This window comes from Cyclobacterium sediminis, assembly GCF_054781075.1.
This window is the reverse complement of record NZ_BAAGVC010000002.1, coordinates 284,649-299,070: the sequence shown is the minus strand read 5'-3', so window position 1 is coordinate 299,070 and position 14,422 is coordinate 284,649. Positions and strand designations below refer to the sequence as shown.

General features: G+C 38.6%; 11 protein-coding genes. 6 read left to right on the top strand and 5 right to left on the bottom strand.

Annotated features, from left to right (window positions below):
• Positions 1–102: 102 nt before the first annotated feature.
• Complete coding sequence (locus ACYVHJ_RS01765) at positions 103–1,083, top strand: c-type cytochrome (RefSeq protein WP_460512014.1); 981 nt, start codon at positions 103–105, stop codon at positions 1,081–1,083.
• Here the strand turns inward: ACYVHJ_RS01765 and ACYVHJ_RS01760 are convergent.
• On the bottom strand, positions 1,078–1,863 hold the full coding sequence (locus ACYVHJ_RS01760; protein ID WP_460512012.1) for a Rossmann-fold NAD(P)-binding domain-containing protein: 786 nt from the start codon (positions 1,861–1,863) through the stop codon (positions 1,078–1,080). The two genes, ACYVHJ_RS01765 and ACYVHJ_RS01760, sit on opposite strands and share 6 nt — an antisense overlap.
• Positions 1,864–2,031: 168 nt before the next feature.
• Between ACYVHJ_RS01760 and ACYVHJ_RS01755 the strand changes: the two genes are divergently transcribed.
• From ACYVHJ_RS01755 to ACYVHJ_RS01745, 3 genes are all read left to right on the top strand, one after another.
• Complete coding sequence (locus tag ACYVHJ_RS01755) at positions 2,032–2,466, top strand: MarR family winged helix-turn-helix transcriptional regulator (protein ID WP_339904344.1); 435 nt, start codon at positions 2,032–2,034, stop codon at positions 2,464–2,466.
• 94 nt (positions 2,467–2,560) lie between these two features.
• Positions 2,561–3,565: an NAD(P)/FAD-dependent oxidoreductase gene (locus ACYVHJ_RS01750; protein WP_460512010.1), complete on the top strand. Its 1,005-nt coding sequence runs from the start codon at positions 2,561–2,563 to the stop codon at positions 3,563–3,565.
• Positions 3,566–3,580: 15 nt separating this feature from the next.
• Positions 3,581–3,901, top strand: a complete 321-nt coding sequence (locus ACYVHJ_RS01745) for a 2Fe-2S iron-sulfur cluster-binding protein (protein ID WP_339904341.1) — start codon at positions 3,581–3,583, stop codon at positions 3,899–3,901.
• 62 nt (positions 3,902–3,963) lie between these two features.
• On the opposite strand, the gene ACYVHJ_RS01740 is transcribed toward ACYVHJ_RS01745, so the two are convergent.
• From ACYVHJ_RS01740 to ACYVHJ_RS01725, 4 genes are all read right to left on the bottom strand, one after another.
• Positions 3,964–6,603 (bottom strand): histidine kinase N-terminal 7TM domain-containing protein, encoded by a 2,640-nt coding sequence (locus ACYVHJ_RS01740; protein ID WP_460512007.1) that lies wholly within the window; start codon positions 6,601–6,603, stop codon positions 3,964–3,966.
• A gap of 428 nt (positions 6,604–7,031) precedes the next feature.
• Positions 7,032–9,059, bottom strand: coding sequence for an LruC domain-containing protein (locus tag ACYVHJ_RS01735; protein WP_460512005.1), 2,028 nt, complete (start codon positions 9,057–9,059; stop codon positions 7,032–7,034).
• Positions 9,060–9,243: 184 nt separating this feature from the next.
• Positions 9,244–10,350: a glycerate kinase family protein gene (locus ACYVHJ_RS01730; RefSeq protein WP_460512003.1), complete on the bottom strand. Its 1,107-nt coding sequence runs from the start codon at positions 10,348–10,350 to the stop codon at positions 9,244–9,246.
• A complete protein-coding gene (locus ACYVHJ_RS01725; protein ID WP_339903733.1) occupies positions 10,347–11,705 on the bottom strand; it encodes an alanine/glycine:cation symporter family protein in 1,359 nt (452 codons plus the stop codon). Before ACYVHJ_RS01725 ends, ACYVHJ_RS01730 begins: the two co-directional genes overlap by 4 nt.
• Positions 11,706–12,039: 334 nt before the next feature.
• Here ACYVHJ_RS01725 and proB point away from each other — a divergent pair, with 334 nt between their 5' ends.
• Together proB and ACYVHJ_RS01715 are read left to right on the top strand one after the other, a co-directional pair.
• Positions 12,040–13,125 carry a glutamate 5-kinase gene (gene proB, locus ACYVHJ_RS01720; RefSeq protein WP_339903736.1) on the top strand — a complete coding sequence of 362 codons (1,086 nt, stop codon included), beginning with the start codon at positions 12,040–12,042 and terminating at the stop codon, positions 13,123–13,125.
• A gap of 29 nt (positions 13,126–13,154) precedes the next feature.
• Complete coding sequence (locus tag ACYVHJ_RS01715) at positions 13,155–14,405, top strand: glutamate-5-semialdehyde dehydrogenase (protein WP_460512000.1); 1,251 nt, start codon at positions 13,155–13,157, stop codon at positions 14,403–14,405.
• Positions 14,406–14,422: the final 17 nt, after the last annotated feature.

Here is a 14,422-nt window from a genome sequence, read left to right as displayed (position 1 = left end):
TTTTGATAAATTATTATATTGATAATCAAACAATTGTAAATTAAAATTTTGAATTTACAAAGTAGATCAATCTAACAAACCACAATCTAAAATTCATCTGAAATGAATCGGTATTTAAAGTTTGGGCTCATAATATTTTCATTCCTCCTGGTGTTTATAATTGGTGCTATTGTTTACATACAGATGGTTTTGCCTGATGTAGGTGATCCCCCGGAAAGCATAAAGCTAACCAACAACTCAGAAACGCTGAAACGAGGCAAATACCTAGCAAATCACGTAATGCTTTGTATTGACTGTCATTCCAAAAGAGATTTTAGCTTATATAGTGGTCCCCCGATCCCGGGTACAGAGGGTGCCGGAGGAGAGATTTTCGATCAAGATTTGGGATTTCCGGGTAGATTTATTTCACCCAACATTACTCCCTTCAACCTCAAATCCTATTCAGACGGTGAACTCTTTCGGCTAATAACGACCGGAGTAAAAAAAGATGGAAATCCCATTTTTCCTATCATGCCTTACGCCAATTACGGGAAAATGGATCAAGAGGACATTCTGGCAGTAATCGCCTATATAAGGTCCTTACAAGCTATTGATAAAATTCAACCTGCATCTGAAGCAGATTTCCCATTTAGCTTAATCATGCGCACCATCCCACAAAAAGCCAAATTTTCAACCAAACCTCCAACCTCTGATGTTATTGCTTATGGCAAATACCTTGTAAATGCAGCTGCATGTAATGAATGCCATACCAAATTTAAAAACGGAGAATTTACCGGTGAAAACCTTGCAGGCGGAAGAGTATTTACCATGCCCGGGGGCAATGTACTAACAAGCTCTAACCTCACTCCCCACCCCACGGGGCTTGGAAATTGGAGCAAAGAGCGGTTTGTCGAAAGATTTAAGCAATACAAGGACAGAAGCAAGCTCAAGAAAGTTCAAGCAGGAGAACCACAGACAATAATGCCTTGGAGCATGTATGCCGACATTACAACTGAGGATTTAGAAGCCATTTACAGTTACCTGCAAACCCTAAAGCCGGTAGAAAATGCTGTAGTTCGGTTCGCACGAGCAGAAAGCTTATAAGCAATTCAAGGCTGCTCCATCGATTGGAATGCTTGCCCCGTTAATATAAGCCGCATAAGGGGAGGCCAAAAAGGCTGCCAGATAACCGTACTCTTCAGGTTGGCCAAATCTTTTGGCAGGAATGGCCTCTTTTTTCTGCTGTAGCAATTCTTCAAAATCCACCCCTGATTCCTTTGATTGGTTTTTGATAATCGATTCAATCCTTTCCGTTTCAAAAGAACCGGTGAGTATGGTATTCACAGTTACCCCGAAAGGTGCCACTTCCCTTGATAAAGATTTGGCCCAACTCACTACCGCGGTACGCATGGTATTGGACAAAATAAGGTTTGGGATGGGTTCCTTCACTGTTACTGAGGAAACATTCAAGATTCTTCCATAACCTCTTTGCTGCATCCCTTGCAACAACAGATGGCTCAAGTGATGGTAGGTTTTGAAAAGCAGATCAAATGCTTGTTGGTAATTCTCAGTAGTTTTTTGAAGGACAGAACCGGCTTCAGGTCCATTGGTATTGTTTACCAAAATATCGACTTTCTTTCCGGTAAAAAATTTTTCAGTTTCCGCTTTAAAGGATTCAAAATCTAAAAAATCAACGGCCAAACTTTGATGATCTTGGCCTGCACTATTGTCTAGGGACCGAACAGTGTCCGCCAATTTTTCTTTATTTCTGGCCATTAAGGTCACGGAAGCCCCGCATTTTGCTAATTGGTGAGCTGTTGCCAGTCCAAGCCCACTGGTTGCTCCTCCTACTACTGCTCGATATCCTTTTAAATCTATGTTCATGTTGCTTTTATTTAGAAATTGTCTTGCGTTTAAAATTAAAAAATTGGCGAGCCAAATCAGCTTAATTTTTAAGAAATTATTTATTATTCAACAATTCCTATCTTTTTTATAGGGTTTGTTGGGATTGTATTTAAAATATTAATTATATTTGTCGTACTAATTATTGGCATGACATACGAGCAGTTTAGTAGGTATTCATTTTTGTTGGACAGGACCGCAAGGAAGGTTAAACAATACGCACAGCAAAAGTTCAAGTTAAAAGAATTTGACATTACGGTGGACCAATGGCTGGTCTTAAAGAATTTAAACGAAAATGAACGACTGAGCCAAACCGAGTTGGCCCATTTGGTTTTCAAAGATCACCCTACCTTAACAAGAATAGTAGATATTCTTTGTAAGAAAGGTTATCTGGAAAGGATACAGCATCCTGAGGACAGGAGAAGCTATCAATTGCATCTCACGCAAGAGGGGAAAGACAAGGTAACAGACCTAAAACCTCAAATTGCAAACATCAGGCAAAAGGCTTGGGAAAATCTTGATGAGAAAGATTTTCAAGAATTTAAGCGAATACTGAACACGATTTACAATAATCTAGCAGAATAAATATAACAGATACTTAATATTAGTTGTTATACTAACTATATTTGCACAAACTATTGACTTTTAAAGAGGTTAACACATAAAAATCGACTAAAAGATGATTACTACTGACATTTGCATAATTGGAGCAGGCCCGGTTGGCTTATTTGCTGTCTTTGAAGCAGGTTTATTAAAGATGCGTTGCCATCTGATAGATGCCTTGCCGCAAGTAGGAGGACAACTTTTGGAGATCTATCCACAAAAGCCTATTTATGACATACCAGGATATCCTGAGGTAAAAGCCCAGGAATTGGTAGATAATTTAATGGAGCAAATCAAACCTTTTAAACCTACCTTTTCTTTAGGAGAGCGTGTTGACCATTTAAGCAAGCAAACTGACGGTTCCTACATTGTCACCACCAACGACAAAACTCAGGTTCATGCTCAGGTAATCATCATTGCCGGAGGGTTAGGCTGTTTTGAGCCAAGAAAACCGGCCTTAGAAAACCTTGCAGAGTTTGAGGGAAAGGGCGTTACCTATATGGTAAAGAATCCTGAGCAATTCAGAGATAAAAAGGTTATTTTGGCCGGTGGTGGAGATTCTGCTCTTGATTGGGCCATTTACCTGTCTGATGTAGCAGAAAAGGTTACCCTTGTTCATAGAAATGAAACCTTTAGAGGTGCCCCAGATTCTGCCTCGAAAGTTTTTGACTTGGCCAATGAGGGTAAGATCGACCTAATCCTATCCACAAATCTTAAAAAACTCGGAGGGAATGGGCATTTGGACACAGTATTCTTAGAAGATAAGAGTAAGTCTAAATTTCAGATTGAAACAGATTACCTCATCCCATTATTTGGCTTAAGCCCTAAATTGGGGCCAATTGCCGATTGGGGATTGACCATAGACAAAAATGCAATTGAAGTAGATACCAGGGATTATTCTACCGGTGTGGAGAGGATCTACGCCATTGGAGACATCAACACCTATCCCGGCAAATTGAAATTGATCCTTTGTGGGTTTCATGAAGCCGCGATAATGATGCATTCCGCATTTAAGTTTGTGTACCCGGATCAAAAATTAAGCTTTAAATATACTACCGTTAATGGTGTAAATACATTTTAATCGTATTTTTGCAAAATGGTTACATTTACAGTAGAAGATCACGCTGGCAATCGCCAGCCTATTGAAGCACCGGATGATATGGGCTTGAGTTTAATGGAAATATTAAAAGCATCCGAGTATCCGGTTTTGGCAACATGTGGAGGAATGGCACTTTGTGCTACCTGTCATGTTGAAGTATTAGAAGGTAAGGATGGCCTCGGCGATGCTACCGATGTAGAATTAGACCAATTGGAAGCCCTTCCTGAATATTTTCCTACCAGCCGACTGGCATGTCAGGTAAGAATAAGTGACGAATTGGAGGGAGCAGTTATCAAGCTTAGAGGAGAAGACAATTAATTAATACAAGGAGTTGATACCGAGTATCAGCTCCTTTTTTTTGCCCCATTTTTCTCAGGTTATTATTTATTAAGCCACTTGCTGACTGTTTTTTGGAATTTCTCCTGCACCACCGGTTTGGTAAGAAACCCATCAAATGTTGAATTTTTGGCTTCATTGCTTTCATCTTTAAAAGCATTGGCTGTAAAGCCTATAACAGGAATGTGACTGGTAGCGGGTGCAGCCCTTACGGCTTTAAGCAATTCATAGCCATCCAGCTTCGGCATATTAATATCTGTAATTATCAGATCAATATTTGAGTTTTCCCGAATAATTCCCAAAGCTTCTTCTCCATCATCCGCTTCAATTATAATGGCCCTAGGATCCATTTTTTGCATATAGATTTTTACCAACATTCGATTTACGGAATTGTCTTCTGCAATCAACAGCCGAAAAGCTTTTTTATTACTAGAAACCAAAGCTTTATCATTATCTCCCGGGTTTTCAGAAGACTTCTTTGTTGTGGTTTTCAACAGTCCATCAAATATCTTTTTCAACTTCTTTGGGGTAACCGGCTTGTAAAGAATGGCTTCACAGCCAATGGAATTGTAATTTTTCACAACCACTTCTTGTTCGATACTTTCCACAGCCGCAATAAAATTCACTTTTGAGGACCTTTCTGCTACCATTTCCATCATTTTTTGCATGGTCCACACACTATTGCTTCCCATGATGGAATTATTAAAAATTACCAGGCTTATATTGGTATTGTTTTCTAAGGCAAAAAAACCATCAGTAATGACAGGTGTATGGGTTACTTTAAAACCTAAATTTTCACAATATGACTTGGTAACCTTTCCGGATATTTTATTGGCATCCACCACCAATACTTCCCCCCATTCACTTAAGTCCTCTTTAGCACCTTTTGTTTTATGAGCAATTAGGTCCAAGTCGAAGAAAAACTCACTTCCCTTATCCAATTCGCTCTTCAATTGAATCGAACTGTTCAACAATTTAAGTAGTTTATTGGATATGGTTAATCCTAAACCTGTTCCCCCAAACTTTTTGGTAGTTGAGGAATCTGCCTGTGAGAAGGCATCAAATATTAATTCTTGCTTTTCTTTAGGAATACCAATGCCACTATCTATTACAGAAAATCGAATCTTTAGCTTATCTTTGTCACCCTCTATATGTGAATCCAGCAGGGTCAATTTCAATATCACTTGTCCTTTATTTGTAAATTTCAAGGCATTGTTCAATAAATTGATCAGCACCTGCTTCAATTTCAATTCATCGGCTTCGACAAGATTTCCGATTCGTGGATCTAAGTCAAGAATTAATTCCAAGCCTTTTTTGTGTGCCTGAAAACTTAAAACATCTAAGATGGTTTCTAAAAACTCATATAGATCAAGCTGATAAATATTGGTTTCAGATTTTCCCGATTCAATTTTTGCCAGATCAAGAATATCATTAATAAGGTCAAGTAAGGCATTGGCAGAATTTAAAGCTGTATTGGCATATTTAATCTGTTGCCCATTCAATTGTGTATTGGACAATAGCTCTGTGAAACCTATTACTCCATTCAAAGGGGTTCTTATTTCATGACTCATATTCGCTAAAAACTCACTTTTAGCGCGATTGGCTTCTTCTGCCTCTTCCCTAGACCTTTGTATTTCAAACTGAAAAAGTTTCTCTTGGGTAATGTCGCGCACCAATATAATGCTCCCTACCACCTGCCTGTTCTGCCCCTTGATTGAAGACTTTGAAACCAAATACCAATTTAAAATTTCATTCTTTTCGCATGAAAATTCTACCATTCTGTATTCTTCAGCGCAAGTAAGCAATTCATTAATTTCGGGCCATCCTTTTTGTATGACTTTTAGAGCTAATTTTTGATTGATGGTTTTCAACTCAAGCATATTTGCAGCAGCTAGATTTAGTGTAATTAAGCCACCGGATGTATCCGAAACCAACACACCTTCTTGCATATTGTCAAACAGTGTTCTATAGGCTATTGGTGCTATTTTAAAAAGATTGTAGCGTGTTAATCCCAAGTAGAAAAATGCTCCCGTACCGAGAAAACTAAAGGTAATGAAATCAATAAGTATGGGACCTTGGATTGTTAAATACAGTATATAGACCAGAAATGGAAAACAAAGCCCTAAAATAACCATAAAAACCTGCTTATAATCCGCAGGTGGCACTTCCCTAATTCTAACCAATAGTAGATAGAGACTGACAAATAACAACAGCAAAGTATAACACTGATGGAGCCAATAACCAAAACCTTTGCCCGTCACCATCATCATAAAATCCCCTCTCTCAACCAATTCAAATGAGCTATAAAAATAAGTATGGTAATCGTTCGTCCATACCAGTAATAGATTTACAATTGGGACGATAGCCAATAAATACAGCCTTCTTGAGGTAATCCACTTTTCTCGCTCAGTATATATCAGTGTAAATAACAATACCAATGGAGCAAATGATACTGCACCAATATACATTGATTTTAGCATCAAAAGCTTACTGAAGACACTTGTCATAGAGAGTTCAAATACATTTGAAATGCTGTAAACAAAGCAGGCAACCATTAAACCTGAAAAATATGAAGCTGCTTTGCCATGAACTTCCTTTTTTAAAAAAAATATAAGGATAACCGGAGCAATGGCTACCACCACTAACAAAACCAATATTGTGTTCAGATTTAACGATGATAGCATATTAATAAAACGCATTACTGTTAGGGAATAAAAACTCTTCTAGCCATAATTTACATATTTTACTTAACTATCTGTGTTGAATTAAGGATTTAATAAAATAAAACCAAAAGCTATTTCAGTCATATCAATTAAATTTTATATTATAATACTGATATTTATTATTTAAAACCTTGATTTGATTTATTAAAATAAAGGAATTTTAGATAATTCACACAAAATCAAAAATTTATGATTGGCTAAATCTTCTGCTTGATTGCATTATCTCCATAAAAAAAGGGTTGATTCTTACTCTTTTTATTTCTAAATTGAGATGGAAGGCGATAGACCATTATAATTACAAATCTTATGAATGGTAATATTCATCATCTATCAGGAAAAGAGTCTTCTCAAAGCTTTACCTTTACTTAAAAACTTTTCCGAAGCTTATTTTATATATATATATTATCAGCATTGATTTGTCCCTCTCTATCTAAATACCAGTCTAAATGAGTAGCTCCTCCAGACTTGGCCCAGTCTGAGAATTTAGGATAAGCTTTAGTGAAATCCACTTTTTCCAGGGCATAAGGAATGCTTTTGGGAATATGGAGCGCCCAATTAAAGCCCTCTTTACTAATATAATATTTCCCCTCATTCGCAGTACTTATATCATCTCCTGTCTCAAACCATCCTTTATCCACTAAATCTGTAGGTTTTCTGTTCATCAAATGTACTTCCCTACCCCTATCCTGATTGATTATCATAAAAGGATTATAAGGAGCACTACCTAATTCGGACCTTCTAACAGCATTTTTGAAAACAATACTTACCACCACAGTATCCTCCTCTTGGTGGGGGCTACCCGAAGATACATTTGCCAGAAATGGCAATTGATCATTGACATCATCCATTACTATAACAGTAGCCAATTCTTGCCCTTCTTCAAGGCCATTGGCTCTAATATTTATTTTACCTGTATTTAAACGAGCACCTTTTACACTTTCCACCTGATTCGCAGAAACTGGCAATTGAACACCGAACCCGTTGCGATAACCTGCCCCGGTTGCACGCACTACAGTTGTTAATTGAATTTCTTTGATAAGGTTATTCGCATTTGACAACTCGTTTACTTGATAATCGATTACCAAATCATTCATGTCATAATCCCCAAAACTAGGCCATAAATCTTCGAATAAAAGGGTTCCATAACTATTTACACCAGGAGAAAAACTATTAAAAGCCCTTTCAGCATCTTCAGGATACTCATCTTGATCATCGGTTACCCCATCCTCATCTTGATCTTTTTCTTCAGTGTCGATTGGAACATAATCACCTACATCCACACTAGTGACCGGATTCCAGCTGGCATAAAACATTACATCATTAAAATCGTGATCACAACTACTATAGTCTCTCCGGATATCTTCCCAAGCCATCAATAACAATTGGTCTGTAGCATCATACAAAAACACCATTTGATCTCTTAAAGATTCATTATTATTGGATGTATTTAAGTCCTTATCCGCATAAAAAATGCCATTGCCTCCAGTAACCTGACCTCCTTGCCATCCATTAGATATTAAAAACCAACCAATATAGGTATCCTTTTCAAATGCACCGTTTACGGGGCCTTTCAGTTTTACCTTAGCTCCTGAACTCAACACTCCTGACTGGGCGTTTGGAAAAATTATGGTTTTATTTTTTATATCAGCAACGGTCTCAGGTGCTTCGCCTTTCTTATAGTAATAATAGCCAATCGTATTGCGATAGGATCCTCCGGTATGGACGTATGTGACCCAAACTTCGGCTAGTTCATTTACAAACAATTCCTTTTGGTATTTTTCATCCAATGCTTTTGGATTGTTAAACCGAACATCCTTGCGTTCAGGTAGACTAGTATTTATATTTTTTAGCAATTGATTTGAAATCTGATCCGGTTCCAATAAGTAGGAAGGTTTACCATTGCCTGACCAGCTCCCTAAGGTCAGAAAATCCTCCTGAGTTGCTGCTATTCTGGCATTACTGCTTTCTTCGCTTTCATAAAAAGAATCCGGGAGTATATTCGGGTTTGCCGCATCATAACTGTAGTTTGCCTGATTACCCGAAATAGAAATTACAGCCACAGGTTCTACTCCTATATAACTGGTACTGACCCATACCTGCTCATGAAAACTTGGCAAATCAATAAATATGCTTGCACTTCCTTGCTCACCCAAACGAACAGTTTGCAATAACTTTCCTTCTTTTAAAGGGTTGCCATCATAAATTTTGTAGACGACAAAAGGAATTGGGCTGTTATCTCGCCCCTTTGCAGATAAATTAACTTCTACTGATTTGGTGGTTGTAAAATCAAAACCTGTGGGAAGGTCAATTCCTAAGTAACCTTCATTCATGCTGGGATCAGGGCTGTCAATCGTAGGGTCACAGGCCAAAAGAAAGACCAATATCCCCGAAATAAGTAATAAGCTGTTAATTTTCATAGTAAAAAAAGTCAATAAAACTCGAATCAAGTCATACAAATATACTAATAAAAAATGTCTTTTTTCCACTTAATTAATCAGTAAAATAAAAAAATAGCAAATAATATTTTTCACAATTTAATTTATGGCCTTCAAATAGTAAAAAAGTCTTTTTATAAAATTATAATTATAAAAAAAAAAAATCTTAAAACCCTTTTTCCTCCAGCTTATTGTCCAAAGACAATGTCAAATTAGTCGCTGCCCGTTTAGGAACCTCTGGAAGGCTAAAATCCAAATCTGCCACCTTAATCACTTCATCAAATCCTGCCTTCTCTGCTCCATTTCCGGAAGTAATCAACCACACCTTTTTTCCTTGTCGACGGGCCAATTGAAGCAATTCATAACTTCCTTTGCCATCGGCAGACTGGTTGTCATACCTACCTTCCCCGGTAATTATCACATCTGCTGCTGCAATCTTTTGAGTCATTTCAATTTTCTCAAAGAAAAAATGGGCTCCTTGTGCCATCTTGGTAGGAAAAAAAGCACCTAAGCCAAGCGCTATACCTCCTGCTGCACCAAAACAAGCTTGGTCTTGAATTTCACTGCCTTTAGCTTTTTCAAAAAGTTGATAAACATTTTTTGCTGCCTCCACAAACATCGGTTGGGCTTCAGGTTTTATGCCTTTTTGAGGTCCGAACACCGGAATTGCACCTCTGTCACCAAAGAAAGGATTACTCACATCACAAAGGCATGTAAATGACAATTCAGGAAGTCTTTCTTTGATTTGTATAGCTGCGATTTTAGTTAAAAAGTTAGAACTAAAAAGGTCCAATTTATCCCCATGCTTGTCTAGAAATTGAACTCCTAAAGCAGCCAAAATTCCTGTTCCCATATCCACTGTCGCACTTCCTCCCAAGCCCAAAATGATATTTTTCGCTCCATTATCATAGGCTTTTCTAATCAATTCCCCGGTACCATAGGTACTACACTTCCAAGGATCCAACTCATTTGGCTTTAACCACTTGATCCCTGACACTGTGGAAACATCAAGGTAAGCAGAATCGGTAGCCGACTCGTAGCCATAAAATCCTTTTATAGGTCTTCCAATGGGATCACTGGCTACGGCATAATGCTTAGCCAAACCCAAATGTTGATTCAGGAGATAACAAGTCCCGTCACCACCATCCGCTATAGGGGCTGTTACTATATTGTGGTTTTCGTTCCTTCTTTGAATCAAGTCACGAATTATCTCTGAAGCCTCATCTGCTTCCAGGCTTCCTTTAAAGGCGTTAGGTGCGATCAACCAGTTCATTGCTTGTCCAAAATTTTCATCCTTTTAAAATAATCCTTTGTTGCGGCGATGACTTTCGGGGAAAGGTAAATCGCGGATAGCATGGTGGGGAAGGCCATAATAGCATATACCCCATCCACAAAACTCATGACGACTTTTAAAGAGGTCACCGCCCCTACTACAATGGTTATCAGATAAAAGTAATTGTAATAATCGGCTTTGTCTGCACCAAACAGGTAGTTAAAACACTTGTGCCCATAATAGGAGTAGGTAAACATTGTAGAAAGTGCAAATACCAAAACTGCTACCAGTAATATATATTTTCCTAAACCAGGTAATCCTTTTTCAAAGGCCGAGAGGGTTAGTAAAACACCGTCTTGTTCTCCGGACGTCCAAACTCCGGTTACCATTATCACCAATGCGGTTAAGGTACAAACCACTATAGTATCTATAAATGGCCCCAACATGGCAATCAGTCCTTCTCTTACAGGCTCATTGGTTCTGGAGGCTCCATGCACCATAGGTGCCGTGCCTATGCCGGCTTCATTGGAAAATGCAGCTCTCCTTGCTCCGGTAATAATCACCTGACCAACGGCTCCTCCCAGTACTGCTTTTCCGGAAAAAGCATCTTCGATTATGTGCCATAACATATCAGGAACAGCTCCCAAATTTTTATATAAAATCACAAATACCCCTAAAAAATACATGGTAACCATAAATGGTACAAGTCGCGAAGCTACCTTTGCTATTCTTTGTATACCCCCCAATATAACGATTGCCACCAATATCATCATAGTAATACCAATGATCCATCGGGTTGATTGACCGTAATCCAGTCCCCATGGCCTAAGCATCACCACTCGCAACACTTCCGTCAGCTGATTGGCCTGAAAAACTGCAAGCAACCCCATAATACCGGCCACACAAAAAATTACGGCTAGAAAGCGCCATTTCTTACCCATTCCTTCTTCAATAACATACATGGGGCCTCCCTGAATATGCCCTGATGAATCCTTTCCCCTGTACATGATGGCTAGTGTACAAGTGAAAAACTTTGTAGCCATCCCAACGAAAGCCGAAACCCACATCCAGAAAATAGCGCCTGGTCCTCCAGTACCTATCGCAAGGGCTACCCCACTGATATTTCCTAAGCCCACGGTGGCTGCAATGGCTGATGACAAGGCTTGTAATGAGGTAATGTCCCCTGAGGCGTTGGGGTCATCGTATTTGCCACCTACTACTTTCATGGCATGTTTTAACCCCCTAAAAGGTATAAAACCTGAATAAACCAACATAAAAAATCCGCCCCCTGTCAATAATAACAACAAAGGGGTTCCCCATATCCAATTACTAAATGCTATGATATACTCTCCCAAACGTGATATAATTTTTTCTTGATACAATTGCCTTCAACTGCACAAAGTAATCAATAATAATCTAAACCAGAAAAAGGAAGGTAATATTCTAGACTGAGAGGCATTTGAATTTGTAATAGCATGAAATTACCTTCCGCAAAAAAATCTTAACCGTAGCAACCCCCTATAATAACCACTGAATTACTGACATTTGCAGAATCCCCATAAATAAGGCCAGATTAAAAAGTAAATTTTAAGAGGAAAAGACAATTTTAAGCCAATAAATGAATTTTGTTGGCTAGACTATTTAATGAATCTTTCTAATTTTGCACTCATTCTACTATTTCAAATGAAAATGACCCGTAAAAGCAAAACTATCGTTATCAAGATAGGTTCCAATGTACTAACCATGGAAAATGGAAGCCCTGACCTTAATCGCATGGCGGGTTTAGTAGACCAAATGGCCTTCCTTTTAGAAAAGGGTTTAAAGGTGATTTTGGTCTCCTCAGGTGCAGTAGCATTTGGAAGGAAATCGCTTTCTTTAATGCCCAAAACCGATGCAATCTCAAAAAAGCAAGTATGGGCAGCTTATGGACAAATAGAACTCATAGGGCAGTATAAAGAACTCTTTTCAAAGAAAGGACACCCCATTGCCCAACTTATGGTGACAAAGGAAGACTTTAGAGACAGAGCACATTATCTTAATATGAAAAATTGTCTGGATGGCTTATTAAAGAACAATGTGGTGCCGGTAATTAATGAAAATGACGCTGTGGCCATAACGGAATTGATGTTTACAGACAATGATGAATTGGCAGGTTTAGTAGCCGCCATGGTGGATGCTGACAGCTTGCTTTTACTAACCAATGTTGATGGCATCTACAAAGGACACCCATCAGACCCTTCTGCAGAGCTAATCACACATGTTGGCCAGAAAATGCCAAACTTGAGTCAATATATTTCTACCCACAAATCTTCCTTTGGGAGAGGAGGAATGCTTACAAAGATGACCATGGCCAAAAAGTCCGCCAACCTGGGTATTGAGGTACTGATAGCCAATGGCAAGAAAAACGATGTATTAGTTGCCTACTATAACAAAACACTGCAATGCACGTACTTTGAGCCCGGTAAAATCAAGGACAATCATAAAAAATGGATCGCCCATAGTGACAACTATTCCAAAGGAGAAGTTACCATCAATGAAGGTGCTAAAACGGCTCTATTGTCCGACAAAATCACAAGCTTGTTACCCGTTGGTATATCAAAAATAAAAGGAGATTTCTTAAAAGGGGACATCATACGCATCGTTGACCCTTCAGGCATAAGGCTTGGTTTGGGTAAAGCCGAGTACAATGCCATTACCGCCAATGAGAAAATTGGGCTTAGCGGACAAAAACCATTGGTACATTATGATTACCTTTACATTTCTGACTTAAATTAATACCCATTCAGGTATAAAAAATATTTCTTATGACCAATCAGGAAGACCTATTTGTAAAAACTCTGGCCGCAAGCAGAGAGCTTTCTTTGCTATCAGAAGATAAAATTAACAAAATATTAGATGATTTGGCGATGGCAGCCATCAAATACACTCCGGAAATTTTGGATGCCAATCAGGAAGATTTAGACCGAATGAATCCCAATGACCCTAAATATGACAGACTTAAATTAACTGAAGAAAGATTAGAAGGAATCGCTAGTGACCTTATCAACGTAGCCAAACTGGATTCCCCACTTGAAGAAATAATATCAGAAAAAACCCTGAACAATGGTCTGGTACTTAAAAAAATTAGGGTTCCTATTGGTGTCATTGGCATTATTTATGAATCCAGGCCCAATGTTACTTTCGACGTCTTTAGCTTGTGTCTAAAAACCGGAAATGCTCTTGTTCTCAAAGGAGGATCGGATGCCTATGCATCCAACTCATGTATTGTAAAGGTCATTCATAAAGTCCTCAAAAAAAACAAAGTATCTACTGATATTGTCAGCCTTCTTCCCGCAGGGAGAGAAGCTGCCAAAGCATTATTGCAGGCCGTCGGTTTTGTCGATATGATCATTCCAAGAGGAAGTCAGGGGCTTATCAATTATGTAAGGGAACATTCCAAAGTACCTGTGATAGAGACTGGAGCCGGTATTGTACATACCTATTTTGACCAGTCGGCCAATCTAGAAAAGGGCACTGAAATCATTTGCAATGCTAAAACCAGGAGAGTTAGTGTCTGCAATGCACTCGATTGTTTATTGGTACACCAAAGTCGTATAAGCGACTTGGAAGCAATGACCTTGCCATTGGCAAAGAAAGAGGTGACCATATTTGCAGACCCTCAAGCCTATAAAGAATTGGAAGGGAAATATCCTGAAAACCTTTTGCATCAAGCAAAGCAAGAGCACTTTGGTACAGAGTTTCTTTCCATGAAAATGTCTCTAAAAATTGTCTCTGACACCACAGAAGCCTTGGAACACATCGCTAAGTATAGCAGTAAACACAGTGAAGCGATTATTGCAGAAGATGACCAAACCATCAATCATTTTCTAAAGGCGGTAGATGCCGCAGCTGTATATGCGAATGCTTCCACTGCTTTTACTGATGGAGCTCAATTTGGCCTTGGGGCGGAAATAGGGATAAGTACTCAAAAATTACATGCCAGAGGGCCTATGGCTTTGGAAGAAATGACCTCTTACAAATGGATTATCAAAGGAAAGGGTCAGGTTAGAAATTAATTCCATACAAGGAATAT